We start from the raw sequence: 19,082 nt of genomic DNA, 5'->3' as shown, positions 1-19,082 counted from the left end.
GTAGTTCTACTTTTAGGGCTGAGGGATGTGTAGAAGTTAATTTGTTTTGAAACAGGCCGGAAAATTTAATACAAATTTTCCGGCCCGAGATAATAACAAAAATAGTGATTGGTATTCTTGTTCTTTTTATTTAGTATCTGTCTATAAACTAAGCAAAGTTGTTCAAGTTCGCTGTGTCTGTTCAGAAGGTTCCGCTAATGGCGTAACGCAGTAAACGGGACTTTATGGACAGATACTAGCTAATCAACGGAATAATAAGTTACCTCATCCAGCTTATCCCACGCGCCTCTGGTAAAATCAGGAACCTGAACGGGCATTCCGTTGTTTTTCACAGATTCTTCGGAAAGATGAACAATGCTGGACCATTCAGCAGCATCATACACGTCCTGATCGAGTGGTAAGCCGTTGCGGAGGCAATAAATCAGCCGGTAATCCATAATAAAATCCATGCCACCGTGACCGCCAACCTCGCGTGCTTTCTCACCCACTTCTTTAGTAATAGGATGCTCATATTGAGCCAACATCTCCTCCATTTCCTCGTCCGAAAGGAAACTGTGAGCATTAGGGTCCAGTGCAATGCCACGTTGTGGATATTTCAGGACAAAACCTTTTGTTCCACTGAGCATGTGAATGCGACTGTATGGCCGCGGGCTTGTCACATCGTGCTGCAACATGATGGTTTTGCCTTTGGCTGTTTTAATAATTGAGGTATTCATGTCCCCTTTTATGTACTCTTGCTGAGCATATTCCGAATCTTCACCAAACTTATCTTTTGCATATTTTGTCATCCCAAACTGATTGCTCGATACCGATACCAGATAGTTCATCTTGTCACCGCGATGCAGATTCAATGCATGTGCGATGGGGCCAAAACCATGTGTAGGATAAAGATTGGCATCTCTTTCCTTAAAATGTTCCAGACGCCACATATTCCAATAGCCGTTTTCGTTGAAGTTAAGGGAGCGCAAGTCATGAATATAAGCTCCTTCGGCATGAACAATTTCACCAAGAAGCCCCTGCTGAGCCATGTTGAGGGTCGCCATTTCAAAGAAGTCGTAGTTGCAATTTTCCAGCATCATACAATGACGACGGGTGCGTTCAGCCGTATTCACAAGTTGCCAACATTCATCAATGGTGAGAGCGGCCGGAACTTCGGTAGCAACGTGTTTTCCATGCTCCATCGCATAAACGGCAATTGGAGTATGCAGACTCCAGTGAGTGGTAACATAAACCAGATCTATGTCATCGCGCTCACAAATCTCTTTCCAACCTTCTTCCGTAATGTATTCATCAGCTGCGGGCCGGCCGTTTTTAACAAGCGTCTCGTTGGCTCTCTTAACTTTTTCGGGCACCACATCAGCAATAGCCACCACTTTAGCGCCTTCAATATTGGTGTAGCGGTAAACAGCCCCAGAGCCCCGCATTCCCAGCCCAATAATGGCCATGCGAACGGTATCAATAGGTTCGGCACGAAGTTCCAGTACATCTGCCTGACCTGCGGGTCGCTCAGGTGTAGTAAAAACTTCCTTTGGAGTAAATGTGGTGGATTGTTGTTCTCCACCTGTCATTTGGCAGGCTGCTGCGGTAGATACAACAACAGCAAATACCAATAAACGGATCATTCTGTACGCTCTCATTCTTTGTGTTTTATGATAAAAATTAAACATTAAATACTTATTCTAACCTGCTGGATTTATGGTAATTCCTCAAAGTTTATCCGGGGCCTTTTCCCGACTGGTTCACGAAAAAATTCTGCATCTATTTCCACTCCGGAATTAAAGAAACCACAATTCTTCATAAAGAACTTTCCTCCTTCAGCACCACCGGCATAATCCAGACGGGCTTTCTTCCGGGCTGTGGCATCAGCAGTAAAGACCGCTCCGGTAAGTTGATGCCACTTTTCTCCGGTATCAAACACCCATTGATTTGTATAATAAGCCTTTCGACTTAGGAAACCGGTTTCTGTTCTAAAGTTTTCAAGAAAAGAGTGTAATCCGGTAAGATAAGTACTGGTCTCAGGCCTTTCAAAGCTGGCAATCAATGACCACTGGTCTGTTTCAGGATCAAAGAACCAGGCTGTGAATTGAGTTGAATTGCTTTCTGTGGGCTCTCCTTTAAGCAAAAAACCATATGTAACACCGGCTTTCCACATGAATTTTTTATAACTCTGGCCTCCTGAACCTTCATTGCCAAATTTCCCGGCATGCACATCATCTCCTTTTTTCAAAAGTTTTATGCGCATATGCTCCGGTATCTCATCCGGATTGTCGGAATGGTAAGGACTCCATACGGAAAACAGGATACGACGTTCGACTTCCGAATTTACCTGTATTCCCATATAGCCCTGTCCAAATCCGTTGGCCATAAAATAGGAACCTTGAACATCCTCTCCTTCGGGTACAGTAATCTCATTATAGAAATAGCGAACCGGCGCAGCTTCCTCCGGAATATTGTATCTCAGATGGACTGACGGGCCACGACGTCCCCAGTAAAAATCATCTTTAACATAGTCTAATTCCTTAAAATCGCCCGCAACTATAATATGACTAATATCCAGTTCAGCATTTTGGTTTTCCGGAGATGAAATAATATCCACCTCCTGATAACCAGCCTCGTTAAGTTTAAATTCCCCAACAGGAAGATCAGTAAGCTCTGCACTGGTCACCTTTATTTCGGTAGCCTGACCGCCTACTTCAACCACAACAGACGAAGCCTCTCCCCTGGCTCTGGCACGTATTCCCAATGACAATGAATTTGCCGACCCGGCATGAAAGTAAGTTCGAATCGTATCACCATGACCGGCCCAGTGTTCAATCCCATTGTCTGTTATATACTGATGGCTTTTAAATGGCTGATTAATAAACCAACTGTTGCCGGCTGTTGGTATGGCAACGCCTCCTTCCAGGTTTACATCCGTATTCCCGGAAAAAGATTTCTCATTTGTACATTGACTGGACGAAACCAACAATGTAAGGATACTCATCCCTATCAATCGCATCAAATATCTTTTATGCATATCCATCTATTTTTTTATTTTTAATTATTTCCTGAATAATACAACCCATCTACCAACCATATTACATGTCTTCCCATTGGATAACCACATGCAAAGGAGCTGTTGAACCATGTTTTTAAAAAATCATATGAAGCCGGAACCTATCCTGCATTATTCACTAATAATCTATTCCGATAATTCATAAATAAGGCAGGTTAAAAGACCTTCTGAAAAACACTGAAAAAACCAGATAATAATTGCTGGAATTTAATCTCCAAAAACAAGAGTGCGGGCACCGTCAAACGCAACTGCTTCCACCCTTGTTGCTTCTCCCGGATAAGGCACTACTGTAAAGGAATTTGAGGAATCCCCTGTGCCGACCATCGTAATGTTAATCAACCTTTCTTCAGAATAGGTTTCATAAACAATCACATTTTTCCAATCAGAACCTTCAATTTTTAGTTGGTCTTCTAAAACCTGAACACCGGTTTTATAACTACCCGAAACAGGCAACTTGTTTTGATAAGTTTTATAGCTGTTGACCGAAATATATTTCAACACATTATTAAGTTCCGGTTTTGGATAACGACTAATGTAATTTATCGTTTCATCAATCATTGAACTGGTAATGGCCTTTCTTGCACTGGTATAATCATTAAAAACTTTATCTACCTCCTTCAACATCCCAATACTGGTAAAGAAGTCAGTGAGATCGTATTGAACGGCATCGCAAACATTCTTTACAAAATTCATTTGCACTTGTCCATGTGAAAGACTGCTTTCGTCCGTATTCCTTACTGCTTCAAAAACGTCTGCATAAAAATAAGGCCGATGCCATTCGTTCCCTTCACCAGCCACATGGAAAAACAGCTGCAGCTGCCACATGGGCGCAAGAGCCACAAACACGTCTCCGCTCCAAACGCCATCACCATTTGCCCCATAAGTGGCATCAGGGCCGGCTTGTAAGCCCCACTCCTGATTTTTTATGAATGCGTTTTGAAAATAAGCATTAAACCGGCCACCAATTTCTCCTCCCACCACTTCGTGCTCAAGACGCATATTATGGGGGGTGAAGCAAAATTGACTCCACAAGGAGAAAATATTATTCGTTACTTCCGTGGTTCCGACCCACATAAAGCCAGGATGAGTTTGATTAACATGTCCGAATTCATGAGCTACACCCCAATTATTGTTTTTTAATTTTTGCGGATTGGCCACAGTCTCCATTGTATTGTCATGAAAAGCAGCTCCCCAGCTGTCTTTATGCATATAACCATCCCATATGACACGGCCTAAAATATGATTCTTAGGTAATCTGTCATATTTTCTCAGCCCCATCATCGTTTGTTGGGAACCGACAATACTGTCATAAACAATTGTCAAATCATGTAGTTGACTATAACTATAATTACTGAGAGAGTTAACGCTGTAAGCCAACTGAACTCTTTTACCTTTAATATCCATTATTTCACTTACTGCATTATCCAGCAATTTCTTACCATCCTCATTGGTATGGCGGGAAATATCGAAATAGCCATTGACCTGTCCTGAAGCAATATGGATTTTTACAGACTCGGCCGTTTGATAGTCGGGGGTATAGTAACTGACATAGGCATTTCCCTGTCCCTTCATAGAAAGAATATTTAAACCTTTTCGCAAAGCATAAGTATAATCATCCCCCGCGGGTCCAAAGTCTCTTACTTTCAAATTCACTTTACGTCCCATAGGATCTCCCACAAAAACAATAGCTTCCTCTCCTTCTTCAAAATACATACCTGTGGGATTTTCATATTGGCTGTATTGGCTGATTTTTAACTCTTCTGCCAGATCCCAAACATCCTGAAAAGGTTCATATCTTTGAACCCGATACTCATCATCATACCTCTCACTGAGCAGATAGGCTGCAATATTCTGAAGAAAAGGATTAGAGATCGCTGAAAGGTCCTGCATTGAAAAACCCGGTTCCAGTTCCGAAAAAGTCTCATCGGTAAAGAATACCTGATCATTTTCCAACGAACTCATGGACTTACTTTCATAACATTCAAATTCAGCCAGAGAAACATAATAATTGTCATCCTGTGAATAAGCATCAGTCACAACAATCTTAATTCTTTGAGGCTCAATCACCGGGGAATCAAAGAACACGGTTACCGGGTTATTATTTCTGGGAGCTTCAATATCAGCCATCTTCACATAATCAGCATTGGACTTTGTTGAAACCCATATTGATGCGGTTTTTATCACCCCATTTATCCCGGTTACTCGCGGATGAAGCACTATGTAATTGATTATGTCAGCATCTTCAGGATTCAGTGTAAATTCAAAAGAGATACTGGTGCCATCCTGCAATCCCACCCAGGGAGAATGATAAATAGAACTTAAATCTCCATCTATAGAATTTTGAATATTTGCACCTGGCTGATATTTATCTGATGGAGTAAGTGTAGCGGAAATAATGTTTAGTTTTTCATCTTTTTCAAAAGAGTTGGTTCCGACAGGATTATAGCCTTCGTCGGTGACCAGCGATTGAACTACAGCAATACTGTCCTGCATTTCACCTTCAAGATGATCAAAATAAATATATCCTTTGCGATCTGACTTACTATCAAGTGCATCCACATCGAAAGAAAAAGAATATTCAAGAGGTTCAAGACTCACACTTTTAAGGTCGTCTGCTGTATTTATCCATGCTGCCTTTGGAGCGGATGCCACATCCACATTTGACAGCAACTGCACCTCAATGCGTTGTGCCTTAAAATCGACATTTACCTGCTTATTACTGAGGATGATTTCCGGCTCTACACCAAACTGAACCACCTCAATGGTATCTTTTAAATTTTTATGGGCAACAATTAAACTTGCAGTTCTGGATTGCAGCGATACATTGTCCAGAACAGAAACAGCAATAGCTTTGCGAACATTATCATAGCTAACATTTAACCAATCCACGGTATTCTCAAATGATAGATCATTCGCTTCAGTAGTTACACTTATCAGTCTGGAGGATGATTCAGCCGGAAATGCCACCTGAGCATTTTCAATATCAATTTCCAACACATCAATATCTGCAGCCTGACTTTCATCTGTGCAGGAGTTTAATCCCAATATTAATGCAACAAAGGAAAAAACAAAATAACAAGAAATTTTTAACATATCGGTAAGTATGTAGTTAGAGGCGTTCTTTGGGTGAGAAAAATAATCCGACACAGGAAATCAGAAAAACATTCCTGTGCCGGAATAGCTGAGAACTCTTATTCTACAAACAATTCACCAAAGAATTGCAATTCAGATAAAGAAAAGAATGCACTTTCCTGTTCATTCATCATACCTCCTGCACTTTCCATTACGGAGATTCGAACGTACCTGAAGTTCTCTTCAGTGGAATAAACAAGAGAAGTATATGTCTCCTCCACACCTTGAGGAAGTCCCCTGGTAATTTCAGTCAGTTGATTCCAGTTTTGTCCGTCGCTACTGGTGTAAACGATAATATGTTTGGGAGCTCCATTGGCATTATTATGCCGCGTAACGTATGCAAACTGCATTATATTTATGTCTTCCTCAAGTTCAATGTCGATATAATGGCCGTAGGGAGAGAACACATCGATACTCCATACCGAATGGAAGAAAGTCTGAATATCTCCATCCACCAAGTCTTCAATAGGTCCCTCATAGGGCTCGTCTGCGTTTGATGAAACCATATCAGCAGTAAGAGGAATCTCAGCAGGAACAGGCGGTGTGTATGACACAGGCACTATAAAAGAACCCCGTTCTTCGTCAACCTCAAATTCAGGTTTAGAACAATCTGCAAGTTTCAACGGCAAAACATAATTGCCAAAAAGCAAAGAAGTTCTGTCAATGACAACTTCAACTTCTGTCTGTTGTTCTCCCGACAGAATGGTTGCCACATTTTCCATCGTGTAAGCATCCGATGGAAGCAGGGCATAGTTCGCACCATAAGTCTGATTATATTGCTCAACAAGAGTTGCATCAATCTCCAAAGAGCAATTCAAGTCCCATTTATTATCCAGATCCGCGGGGATTGCAACCGGAAATATAAATGAAATTTGCTGTTCATCCTCTGCTGTAAAAATAACATCCTCTCCCAATGATTCAGGAAAAAATACAGTGGGTGTCATAATTTTGGGTGCCAAAAAAGAATACCTTTTCTCAGAATTAATAGAATCTTCAGAATTAATCAATTCCAACGGCAATACATATGTTCCGGATATCTCATCAAGTCCTATGATGACATCCGGTTTCAGGACAACTTCAATTTCCTGCCATGGATATTCTTCAGTCAATGTCACCGTCTGCGTATCAAATTGATAAGCATTGTCGGGCAAAAGAACATAATCAGTATAATTCTCTTCGTTATATATTTGTAATACCGGTTCAGTCATTGTAGTGACCTGAACCGAACTTTCTGACTCTATTTCAGAACCGCCTTTATTTACAGTCAACTGATAATTAGTGTCTTCACCTACATTATAGGCAACAATTGAGACTTCTCCACTGTCTTTAAAGTAGTTTATCGTGTCAAATTCATTCAGAAATTGATCTCTGTAATCTTCACAGGCACTAAAAGCTACTCCTGCCACGAGAAAAAGAGTGAACAACTTTATTTTATTTTTCATTGGTATATTTTTTTATGGTTATTGGCCTGATGGAAGCTCAAAAAACTTCCATTTGAAACTTCCATCATTTTTCTCTTTGATGAAGGAAACAATTCATCTCAAAAACGAACCATAGAGGGACTAATATTTCCACTCAATCCTCCATCTGAAAACATAATTACCAGCCGTAATTTTGTATCAGTTCAGAATTTCTATCTATTTCACGCTGTGAAAACGGATACAAGTAATGATTGGGTTGAAACACACGTGTTTCAAAAATACTTCGCTGCCAAAACAAATCAGGAGTATCAGTTCCTGATTCTGCTTCCGCATTGATATTCATACCATACATAGGTCCTCCATCTGTTTCTTCTGCAATCATCCAGGTGCGTGTATCAAAGTACCTGTGATTTTCGAAAGCCAGTTCCACACGACGTTCTTTGCGAATCAGGTCTATAAGTTGCTCAGTTGATGCTCCGGGATAGGCGTCTGTTATGGAAGACATTCCTGCTCTATCCCGCAAATCAGCCCAAAGGCTCATAGCTTCTGTCTCATAAGCCACCGGAATTGAAATTCCATTCTTCTTACATTCAAGAACCGCTTCAATAAAGTTCAGATATATCTCACCAAGTCGGAAAGTTGGAAAAACAATATTTCCCCATTGACCGGAATGAGATGGCAGGGAATGATCATAGAACCGGTGCATAATATATCCTGACTTAGGATAATCATGACTCTTATTACCGTTACCACCTTTAGCAAAAGAGATCAGAGTATGTCTGTCCCCATGTTTCCAATAGCTGTCACTCCAGAATACGGTCATGTAGAAACGGGGCTCACGGTCTTTAAAAAGCACAGGCCACATATTCTCATTGTCATCCGAGGCAGTATTGTAACCGGCGTCGAATGCCGGATTCGTAAATTGTTCTTTTGCAAACTCATCTGCAGGATAACCGGAGGTATTATCTACAATGGGAGTACCATCCTCGTCATAACCCGTAATCGGATATCTGCCATTTTGCATAGCATAAGCATCTACTTGTTGCTGAGTAGGTCCGACACCTCCATAAGCAGTTCCTGGGACCCCGGTGGGAACAGTATGAACCCCCATTGAATAACGACTCTTGTACCCGGTTGACCAGATTATTTCGCTATTCCAATGTTCATTAGTTATTCCCATCCAGTCTTCATAAGGATTTCCATTACCTTCTCTGTTCAATTCATAGATCCCCAAATCTATCACAGCTTTAGCAGCATGAGCCGCATCGGCCCATTTTTCTCCATTAAATGCAGGAAAAAGTCTTGTACCATCAGGATTTGTTATTCCGGAATACAATTCATTGCCGTTAAAAAGGGTTCTTGCACTATACAACTTCAGACGAGAAATAACCGCCAAAGCTGCGCCCCTGGTTGCCAGCCCATAGTCACTGCTTGACTGCCATTCTTCAGGTAATTTTCCGGCCAGATCATCCATTTCGCTAACAACGTAATTGACACATTCGTCCCAGGTATTACGAGGTCTTTCAAGCTGCTCGGTCGTGGCAGTAAAATCAAGCTCCTCATCTCCTATCAGGAAGACAGGTCCATAATTACGCATCATCAAAAAGTAGTAATAAGCTCTTGCAAAGCGGGTTTGAACCTTCCATTCCTGAATCTCCTCCTCTGAAACAAGTGGATCGCTGGTGCGATCAACATTTGCTAAAAACACATTACATTCACGAATCCCTTTGTAATAGTGAGTCATTCTCTCGTAAGGAACAGAAGTTGGATTCCAGGAGCCAAAGTTAATCCACCTGAAATCGCGATTGTATGTTACTGTCCCTTCATCCGAGGCTCCTAACCAGGGAGAAAAATTAAAATCATTGGCATCGTCAGGAAGAAAACTCATGGTGTTTCTCCAATATTCTCTGACTGTGGAACGGTTTTTCCATATCTTTTCAAAAGTCATGGCCTCATCTTCCTGACGATCTAAAAAATCCTCACATGCAGGAAGTAACCCTAAGAGTAAAACTCCTAAAAAAATACTTATCGTTTTATTTATCAATAGTTTCATATTCTAGTCTGTTTTAGGTGTTAAAAATTAGTACTAAACCCTAGTGAGATAACCCGGTTTGGCGGATAGCCTGAACCGTCACCACCACCTTTTTCCGGATCCCATAAATCAAAAGAACTAAACGTATAAAGATTATGTCCTTTCAAATAGATTCTCCCTGAAGACAAAAAGGTTTTATCCAGGATCCGTTTGGGAAATGTATAACCAATTTCAACATTTTTGAGTCTGATAAAACTGCCATCCCGCTGATTAAATGTAGAGTTTTGGGAGTTATTGGAACTACCGGGACCTCCACCTAAACTTAGACGTGGGTATTTGGCATTATCATTTTCTTCAGATGTATTGGATGTTTTCCATGATTCATAATAAAGCTCCTCATGGAAGGACGATCTCTCAAGATTGTTACTGGAGAAAGGATGCATTGCTGTACCTCCTACAAAGAATGAGGTTTGCCCAACCCCCTGGAAGAATACATTGACATCTATTGATTTCCATTGAAGATTACCCCCAATACCATATACAAATTTGGGCATGGAGGGATAACCGATGGCAATTCTGTCATAAGAATCCACGACACCATCACCGTTAATATCCTGATATTGAACATCTCCAACCCTATACTGTCCAAACATTTGTTTCGGGCTGTTTTCAATTTGCTCCTCGCTTTCAAACAAGCCAAGTGCTACCAGACCAAACGGTTGTCCAATATTTTTCCCGATTTGGTTTTGATATTTATACTCCCAGTCGGGTTGATCATTATCCAACAATTTATTATTGGTATAAGTAAATGTTCCTTTTCCTGTAAGAATAACCTCACCTACCTCCTGGCGATACTCCAGAGAAGCATCAATACCATTATTTTCTGCTTTACCAATATTGACAAAAGGAACATTGGATACACCAACAATTGCTGGCAAACCGTCTCTTCGAATAAAAATACCCGAGCGCTTCTCATAAAAATAATCTACCTGAAGATCTAAAATACTAAATAATCCAAGTTCAATACCGACATTCGTTTTATCGACTTCTTCCCAGCTGACATTGGGGTTGGCAACATCACCAATACGGATACTTCCTCCACCGATATTTCCGGTTTCTCCATAATTCCAGTTATTACCACCAACTATCGTAGGTTCATAGATCCAACGTCGATCGGCACCAATATTATCATTACCTACTTTTCCGTATGAAGCTTTAACTTTTAATTTATTTATAGTGTTTTTAATACCGGCAAACCAGTTTTCATTAGAGATTAACCAACCGGCTGCTCCTGCAGGGAAAAACCCAAAACGATGTCCGGGGGCAAAGTTCTCGGAACCGTTGTATCCCATATTAAATTCAGCGAAATAGGTGTCATTATATCCGTAGGTTACGCGAGCTGCAATCCCCTGATGTTTATAGGGAAGAGAAGTTTCCTGATTACCTGCATGCGTATTATTATGGATCTTATGATTGTAAAGAAACAATCCACCAATCCGGTGTACATCATTAAACAAGCGGCTGTAATTGAGTGATCCCTCAAGATATGTGGTTCGGGTACCTGTACTGGATCTATCATATCCAAGAGTTTCACTTCCTTCATAGATTGGGTTACCAAAAATCAGGTTACCTTCCTCATCTCTTCCACTCGCATGAAATTGTTTTGGTTCTTTGTTTCTTACTTGAAGAGAAGAGGTATAAGCGTCCCAGGAAAACTTAATTTCTGCACTAAGTCCCGGGGTAATACCTTCTAAATCTTGTTTTAATCCAATCAGAGATTGGGCAGAATTCCAGAATTGTTCCCTGTATCCGGAATGCACAAGCAGGTTCCATGGGTTATATCCAGAAGATGTTGAGGGAGCAGAAATGGTTCCGTCAGAATATTCTTTAGGAAAAGCATTCGGAGATGTCGCGAACGTATATCCCCATATATTTCCTGTAGATTGCCCCGGACCAAAAGATTGTTCATAAAGATTGGAAAGATTGACATTAAGATTGGTGGTCTTTGTCAATGAAAAATCCATATTAGCCCGGAAGTTGTACCGCTTATAATTAATTGATGAATTATAATCATACCTGTCGCCGGCATCCTTAAAAATGGAACTTTCATTATAAAAAGATCCTGAGACATAATATTTAGCAATATTACTTCCTCCGCTAACATTTACATTTACACGCTGGTTACTGGCAAAATCACGATACAACTCATCTATCCAGTCCACACTTGGAAAAAGATCAGGATCACTTCCATTCCGATACTTCTCAATATCCTCCTCCGAATAATAATTTGTACCACTTGCCTCATTATACATTGAAGCAAATTGAGCTGAATTAACCAGATCAGGCATTACAGTAGGCGAAGTAATACCAGACTCCGCACGAAGATCTATTTTAGGTTTTCCTTCTGTTCCCCGTTTGGTGGTAATAAGAATAACCCCGTTGGCACCTCTGACTCCATAAACAGCTGAAGCTGATGCATCTTTCAGAATTGAGAAAGACTTGATATCTTCGGTATCCACCAAATCCAAATCACGCTCAATACCATCAACCAGGACCAAAGGATTATTGTTACCGGTAAAACTGGATATCCCGCGAATATAGAATTCTGCAGCACTATTTTTTCCGGGCTCACCTGAACGTGTTACCCCTACAATACCTGAAAGATTTCCTACCAGAGCTGTTGAAACAGAAGCATTGGAAACAGACAGTCCCTGCGGATCTATGGTTGAGATAGCTCCAACAACGCTTTCTCTTTTCTGCGCCCCATACCCCACAACTACGACCTCTTCCAAACCAACAGCATCTTCTTCCAATGTTACATTAATCTCGGAACTTCCATTAATTTCAATTTCCTGGCTCTGCATGCCAATGAATGAAAAAACGAGAACCACATCTGCCTCCGGCACGTTTAACGAATAATTACCGTTACCGTTGGTAATTGTTCCTATGGTAGTTCCCTTCACTGAAATACTGACTCCGGGTATGGGTAATCCCTCTTTATCAATCACCTTTCCTGTAACGGTAAACATATCATCCTGAATATCCGATCTTATTGACGGTAAGGCTTTTTTTATGATAATCTGATTATTTTGAATAATATACTCTACATCCTCCCCGGCAAGGACCACAGCAAGCAACTCTTCAACAGATACTTCCTTTACGTCAACATTAACCACCTTGTCAACATTCAAATCACCAGACTTATATAAGATATTATACTCGGAAACGTCTTTAATTATTTTAAACACGTCCTCCAGGGTGACGTTTTTTTCATTAACAGTCAACTTTGCAGGCTGCGAAAAACCCTGTGATGCATTGACCACAAATAAGTTAGCCACTAAAAACAGAAACATTAATCTCATAACCTTCGACGACTTAAGTCGCCTTTTTTTTGTTAGAAATAAGGGATTAAATTGATTTTTCTCCATAACTTTGTTGTTAATTAGCAAATTAAAAATTGTCTCCTAAAGGAGATTTTATTTTTTCCGGTGTATGCAGGCACATACACCGTTTTTTATTTAGTGTTTGTCTATAAAGTTGTTGCTCAAAATCTAAATCCTCATCCCGATTGTGCTTTTTGTTGGTTTTTTGTTTAAAAAAACCTTACAAAAGCTACTTCGGGACTGCAGTTTAGGTTTTTCACACGCCTTGAATTTGAACTTTCTATCTCAAAAACGTGAAAAACGCTTAGTTTATGGACAGACACTAATTAGTGGGGAAGCCCAAGCCCCTTTCACAGTTATTTCAGGCCGTCATATGTTTATTTTAAAGAATAAATATGAATTAACTGATTTTGGATATCGTATGAATATCGTATAGGCAATAGGATTTTTAAAGAATTCAATATTTCCTCCAGCGATTCATTGTTGAACTCCCCGTTAATTTTTATCTCACCCACCTCCTCATCTACAATAACTATCGTGACATTATGAAATCGTTCCAACTCTTTGGTGACAAAGCTTAGTGACTGATTATAAAAGGCAATCCGATGATTCATCCATACCGGCTTATCCTTTGAATCAATAATTCTTCGTTCGGTTGTATTATCATCTTTATTGTATTTAACTTTTTCCAAAGGTTCGAGGATGTATGGTTGATGAACCTTATTTTTCTTTTCGTCCAGGTGTGATAGGGAAACAATACCATCAACCAATAAAGTTTCTTCATATCTCTCATTAGGATATGCTCTAACATTAAAAGATGTACCCAATACACTCACTTCTGAAAATGAAGTTTTAACAATAAATTTTCTTTTAGTATCTTTTTTCACCTCGAAGTACGCTTCACCATTAAGATGAACAACCCTGGAATTCTTAGAGAATTTGACCGGAAATTTTAAAGTACTGGAAGGAGCAAGATAAATCCGTGAACTGTCAGAGAGATAAAACTCCCTAATTTCACCATTGGCAGCAGTAATAGTCTTCCACTCCGGAGTAGTATTAAAAATACCACTCAAATGGAGCACTCCGGAAAGACCAATTATTGCCAACAATGATGCAGCAACTTTGAATCCTTGAATAAATCTTCTTCTTCTGACTATTTTCCGTTGAACTTCTTTTCTGTTCTGATCCAACCAGACAGCACTTCTTTCTAATCCGGCCAGTTTTATAATTCCAAAATAACTTTTCCTGGCCGATTCCAAATTCTCAGGTGAATCTTTTAATTCTTTATGTAGAACCTCCAATTCAGCATTATCAATGGAACCGACAAGGAATTTTCTTAGTAACCTTTTAAAATTAGCTTTCTTGCTCATGTTTCTATATTTGATATCTCTTAAACGAAAAAACATCCTCCCACCCTAAACAAAAAGAGAGTTTTTTTTGCTTTTTTTTACATATAAACCTTAAAAACCATATTTTCCGTGCCTGTTTACAATGAATTCCCATTAAATATTTTTTATCTTTGTCCTTATGTCAGACATGATAAAAGGCATTTTTAAACACCTAAAATGATTATTTCAAACACCACCAAACTAAAAAACAACATAAGATCAAGTGAGGCAGAACAAACTTTTCTTAAACGTTCCTTTACATCTTAAACCATATTTTACTTACTTTCGTTTCCGGTAAATGAGTAAAAGCAAAATGAGAGATATTATTAAAAAAAATAAAAACAATAGCTTTGATGACATTTTCACATGGCTATTTGCAGAATTATGTCACTTCTCCTTTTCTTTTATTCAAGACTTTAACCAGTGTGAAGATATTGTCCAGGAGGTCTTTGTCAAATATTGGAACATTCATGAAAATTTCAATAGTGAAAAGGCAAGTAAAGCATGGCTATATAAGACTGTCAAAAATGAGTGTATCGATTTTTTAAGGTCAAATAAAAACACCAATAAACTGCGAATTGATATCTTAGAGCTTATTTCAAATGAAACCCCTCCTGATTTCTCTGAGGAAGAGTTACTATATATCAAACAACAATATTCCAGGGCATTAGAAGAATTATCTGAACAAACAGCAAAAATTTTTGTAATGAACCGTGAAGAATTCAAATCATATAAGGAAATTGCAAAAGAATTAGGCATTTCTGTCAAATCAGTTGAATACCATATTTCAAGAGCTCTTTTAACGATGAGAAAACATCTGAAAGACTATATGGCTATTTTAATCGTTATCTGGAATTACTAAAATCGTTCACGCATTAATCATTAGTTAATGACTTCCTCACGGTGAACTATAATTTTTTTCACAAAAAAGCATATTTCTTTTCCGGCTACGGTTCAACAGATTCAATAATAAACGGAGCAAAGATTTTTAATACTTTTTATTACCTTTGATTAAAACCATCAAAATCCTGATATTATGGATATTATCAAAATTATTTTTGCCATCATTTTGCCACCTGTGGCTGCTGCTTTGCATGTGGGAATTACAAAGCATTTTTGGATTAATGTTCTTTTAACCATCCTGGGATTCTTACCGGGTTTGATACATGCATTATGGCTCATTTTCAAAAAATAAGAAATCGCATTTCCAATTAGTTTTCTTTTTCATCAGGGGGATGGTTGCTCGCAGCTGTCCCCCTTTTTATTTGTAATTTCCAAGGCTACATGGGACCCAAATATCGCTCATTAATGCACATTGAATGCACACACACTGATTTTCTTTGGCCAGTAACAAACACGCTGCTATGCAACTAAAAAACATCTGTATCCTCACATTTCTGCTGTTTTCCATTGGCACAAATGCCCAACTATTTGGTCCCAAACGGTCAAATCTTAACATGGAACTCTCGGACTGGAAAATATTTCAGGGCGACACCGTCACCCTTACCTGGAATGTCACTATCAACCGCAAGCAACTGAAAGTTATTACCATCGATGGTCAGGGCAATTTTGTTAAAGGACTGGCTGACGATAAGCAAATAAAAGAAGACAATCCATTCCACACGGTTATTGAAAAATATGAAGACAAAACTTACCCCGTTCGAAATTTTTCGGTAAAAGAGTACGAATTGGGAGAAACAGAGTATCGTCCCCAACAACTGATGATGGTGCTGGATTATTAGGGTTCCATGGATTATTCCATGCCAAATCTGGAGCCACTGATTCACAAACTCATCAAAGAAAAACACCCGATGGACACTATCCGGTTTGTAAAATTTGATGAAACCATTACCGCTGTATCACCACCAAGCGCAAATCCGGATTCCCTGCTCAGTTATTTCAATCAAACAGGTATGGAAGAGTTATCGGGATACACGGCATTGTATGCCGCCACCGACTCAGCCATAAATGCAATGGATACGAACACCCCCGATCAAAAAATTATTCTCTTTACCGACGGATACGAAAATGCTTCCTTCATCTACAAGAATCATCTAAACACCTCGGCTGTAGAGATTATCCGCAGGGCAAACGAAATGTCACTCCCCATACACGTTGTCTCTCTCGGAGGATATGTGAACGAACAGGTACTGAAATATGTGGCCGATTACACAGGTGCCCACTACTATCAAATGAATGATGTGGAATCGGTATCTGAAGCTCTTAGAGAAATTTTTAAAACCAACCTCCATTATTACACCATTAATTATGAAACCTCCAACAATTATGAAAGGGAGAAAACCATAATACTGGAGTATGACGGCAAAGCTACCGGAATCAACTACTCCACGAAAAATGCTGCAAAAAAGCCCAATCTGAGAAAAATTGCGCAACAGGACCTCCCTCCCCTTCCTCCTGATGTGGAACTACTACTTCAGAAAGAAAACCTGGTACCTCTTACCGGCCCCCAGAACATGATAAATTTCCGGTTCGACAAACACCACATCCGCGAGAAATACACGCACGACATCACACAATACTTGCAGGTGTTGCAGGAAGAACCCGAAACCAAAGCCATCATTATGGGGCATACCGATATGACAGGTGACCCGGAATATTGCATCACTTTGAGCCGCAAAAGAGCAGAAGCCGCAGCTCAAAAGCTTATTGATGCAGGCATCCAGTCCGATCGTCTGTTCATCCTGGGTATGGGACAAAAACATCCCTTATGGCCCGACGATTCTGAGCCCGCCAAAGCTGCAGAAAACAGAAGAGTGGAGATAATATTTGTGGAGTAATCTTTTCAAAAACCATATTTTATTTTAGTTCACGGCAAGTCTTCCTCCTCTTACCGTTGCCCCCAATACGATAGCGGCACTTACAATCACTATGTTCTTGACGATATATTGCCCTTCTATTGTAAGAGAATAAGGAAAAACATGAAAAACCTCCAAGGGAAACAAAAATAATGGGCTGAAAGTACCAATCATCTGAAGAAACAAAAGTAACAATGTTTCCCGCATGAATAGCTTAAACAACAAACCAATACCAATCGCAACCTCCCATAGTCCAAGGCCATAGAGAATAACAGTTTCAGGTATCAGCCCAAATGTCAGAATTTCAATAGTCTGCACCGCAATTCCTTCCGCTGGACTTAATCCACTAAAAAATTTCAATATGCCAAACCAAAAAAATATTATTCCGATACTGATTCGCAAAATATCAAGGCCGTGCTTAGCCATCCAGAAAGTAATTTTTCTATCCGCTTTCTCAAAAGTTTCCCCCCTAAGGTTCATAGTTTCTATTTTTTTTAATAACAACACCATTCCTAACGACACAAACAACTTTCATCAACATCTCTCATCTGTTAGAAAGTAATATCTAACAATAGGAATAAATGACTTGTTCAACAAACCAATTAAGAAAACTAAACAATTTCCCCTGATTGGAAGAAATAAAAAATTGATTGCAAGCAAATAAAGCTGAGATAAGTACCTTTTGTCTTCTGATATTTTTACAAAAACTCTATATTCATTTCCAGATGCTGGCCTTGCCATTTTCTATCATTTTTTGTGTAAACTCATCAGATCTGGAAAATCAATTCTGGAATTCCGCTCAGAATATCCAGCATCCACAAGCAACTTTTATCGGCAGCCAAAAATCGAGCCTTTTTCCCAAAAACCAAATATTAATAGCTTATATCTCCTTACATTCATTCGATACAGCTTCGATCCTTCTTCGTAGCTGATTCGTAGCTGCTTCGGGGCTCCTTCGACTCTTCTTCGACTAATTTGCGACCTTATAAGAGTCGAAGAACAGTCGAACAAAGCCCGAACAAGACTCGAACAAGGTACGAAGAAGGACAAAAGAATCATTAGCCAATGCATTGACCTACAGCTTATTGGAGTTTTTTTATTTACAAAATTTTTGAAAAAGGCGTTACCTCTGCCGGGGTTTTTGTATCATAATGCCAAACTGTGCCCCCCCCTCCCGGGGGCAGGGGTCAAACCAATTGCCGGGTTTGAAAGATTCAAGGCATGAGTCAATATCCCCATCCCCTCTGAACTATGCACCAGGCTCGTTTCATTACAACTCATTACAAGAATGTTCTTTTCATTTTATCTGATAAAAAGTCAACTTAACTTGCACCCATCAATTGATTGAAAGCAGAAAAACGTTTAGTGAATTGCATGGAGCCAGAATTGTATCACAACAAACGCCCAGTGATATCGGAAGTAGTACCAAGATAATAGCGGTCACGAAAAGTGCTGTACAGAATGTAAACGTAGTGTGGCATAAGGAGAAGGGTTTAATGAAAAAAGGGTTAAAACTGTTAAGTTCTAACCCTTCGTAGCGAGAGGCGGGCTTGAACCGCCGACCTTCCCGATTTAGATCGGGACGCTCTAACCAGTTGAGCTATCAATTAACGTTTCGATGTAGATACGACTCTTTTGACGTTTTATTTGGTTTTCACGCTTTAATGCTTCACTTTTTGTTGAATATTCCTCTGTGTAAACGACTTTCCATGGGCGACCAGACTTGGTTGATGGAGTGGCTCCGGCATTGTGACGATTTAAGCGCTCTTCAATATCCGAGGCGCTTCCGATATAATAGCGGTCACGAAAAGTGCTGTACAGAATGTAAACGTAGTGTGGCATAAGGAGAAGGGTT

Annotated in this window: 13 protein-coding genes; 4 read left to right on the top strand and 9 right to left on the bottom strand. The window is 39.7% G+C overall.

Annotation, left to right across the window (positions count from 1 at the left end; genetic code table 11):
• Window positions 1-239: 239 nt before the first annotated feature.
• The 7 genes from W7W_RS0104555 to W7W_RS0104525 all read right to left on the bottom strand — a co-directional run bounded on the left by W7W_RS0104555 (window position 240) and on the right by W7W_RS0104525 (window position 14,393).
• Window positions 240-1,637 carry a Gfo/Idh/MocA family protein gene (locus tag W7W_RS0104555; protein WP_029510330.1) on the bottom strand — a complete coding sequence of 466 codons (1,398 nt, stop codon included), beginning with the start codon at window positions 1,635-1,637 and terminating at the stop codon, window positions 240-242.
• 56 nt (window positions 1,638-1,693) lie between these two features.
• A complete protein-coding gene (locus tag W7W_RS0104550) occupies window positions 1,694-3,016 on the bottom strand; it encodes a DUF3472 domain-containing protein (protein ID WP_157202441.1) in 1,323 nt (440 codons plus the stop codon).
• A gap of 246 nt (window positions 3,017-3,262) precedes the next feature.
• Window positions 3,263-6,148: a M60 family metallopeptidase gene (locus tag W7W_RS22790; RefSeq protein WP_010662651.1), complete on the bottom strand. Its 2,886-nt coding sequence runs from the start codon at window positions 6,146-6,148 to the stop codon at window positions 3,263-3,265.
• A gap of 98 nt (window positions 6,149-6,246) precedes the next feature.
• Window positions 6,247-7,629, bottom strand: coding sequence for a BT_3987 domain-containing protein (locus W7W_RS0104540; protein WP_010662650.1), 1,383 nt, complete (start codon window positions 7,627-7,629; stop codon window positions 6,247-6,249).
• 157 nt (window positions 7,630-7,786) lie between these two features.
• The gene (locus W7W_RS0104535; RefSeq protein WP_010662649.1) at window positions 7,787-9,661 is read right to left on the bottom strand and encodes a RagB/SusD family nutrient uptake outer membrane protein; all 1,875 of its coding nucleotides are present in this window, start codon (window positions 9,659-9,661) and stop codon (window positions 7,787-7,789) included.
• Between the two features lie 20 nt (window positions 9,662-9,681).
• Window positions 9,682-13,002, bottom strand: a complete 3,321-nt coding sequence (locus W7W_RS0104530) for a SusC/RagA family TonB-linked outer membrane protein (protein WP_010662648.1) — start codon at window positions 13,000-13,002, stop codon at window positions 9,682-9,684.
• A 398-nt stretch (window positions 13,003-13,400) separates the two neighbouring features.
• Window positions 13,401-14,393, bottom strand: a complete 993-nt coding sequence (locus tag W7W_RS0104525; protein ID WP_010662647.1) for a FecR family protein — start codon at window positions 14,391-14,393, stop codon at window positions 13,401-13,403.
• 331 nt (window positions 14,394-14,724) lie between these two features.
• Between W7W_RS0104525 and W7W_RS0104520 the strand changes: the two genes are divergently transcribed.
• The 4 genes from W7W_RS0104520 (at window position 14,725) to W7W_RS22785 (ending at window position 17,209) form a co-directional block, all read left to right on the top strand.
• Window positions 14,725-15,273: an RNA polymerase sigma-70 factor gene (locus tag W7W_RS0104520; protein ID WP_010662646.1), complete on the top strand. Its 549-nt coding sequence runs from the start codon at window positions 14,725-14,727 to the stop codon at window positions 15,271-15,273.
• Window positions 15,274-15,447: 174 nt separating this feature from the next.
• Window positions 15,448-15,606: a YqaE/Pmp3 family membrane protein gene (locus tag W7W_RS23090; RefSeq protein ID WP_010662645.1), complete on the top strand. Its 159-nt coding sequence runs from the start codon at window positions 15,448-15,450 to the stop codon at window positions 15,604-15,606.
• A gap of 169 nt (window positions 15,607-15,775) precedes the next feature.
• Window positions 15,776-16,153 carry a hypothetical protein gene (locus tag W7W_RS0104510; RefSeq protein ID WP_010662644.1) on the top strand — a complete coding sequence of 126 codons (378 nt, stop codon included), beginning with the start codon at window positions 15,776-15,778 and terminating at the stop codon, window positions 16,151-16,153.
• A gap of 6 nt (window positions 16,154-16,159) precedes the next feature.
• Window positions 16,160-17,209 carry an OmpA family protein gene (locus tag W7W_RS22785; RefSeq protein WP_025006924.1) on the top strand — a complete coding sequence of 350 codons (1,050 nt, stop codon included), beginning with the start codon at window positions 16,160-16,162 and terminating at the stop codon, window positions 17,207-17,209.
• Between the two features lie 24 nt (window positions 17,210-17,233).
• Here W7W_RS22785 and W7W_RS0104500 read toward each other — a convergent pair whose 3' ends face one another.
• Window positions 17,234-17,749: a DoxX family membrane protein gene (locus W7W_RS0104500; protein ID WP_199898073.1), complete on the bottom strand. Its 516-nt coding sequence runs from the start codon at window positions 17,747-17,749 to the stop codon at window positions 17,234-17,236.
• Window positions 17,750-18,814: 1,065 nt separating this feature from the next.
• Window positions 18,815-19,082: GIY-YIG nuclease family protein (locus tag W7W_RS23080; protein WP_010662641.1), on the bottom strand; the 268-nt coding region annotated here is incomplete at its 5' end.

It is taken from the genome of Marinilabilia salmonicolor JCM 21150 (assembly GCF_000259075.1).
GTDB lineage: Bacteria > Bacteroidota > Bacteroidia > Bacteroidales > Marinilabiliaceae > Marinilabilia > Marinilabilia salmonicolor.
The sequence above is the reverse complement of the archived record's forward strand: the minus strand, read 5'-3'. Positions and strand labels throughout refer to the sequence as shown.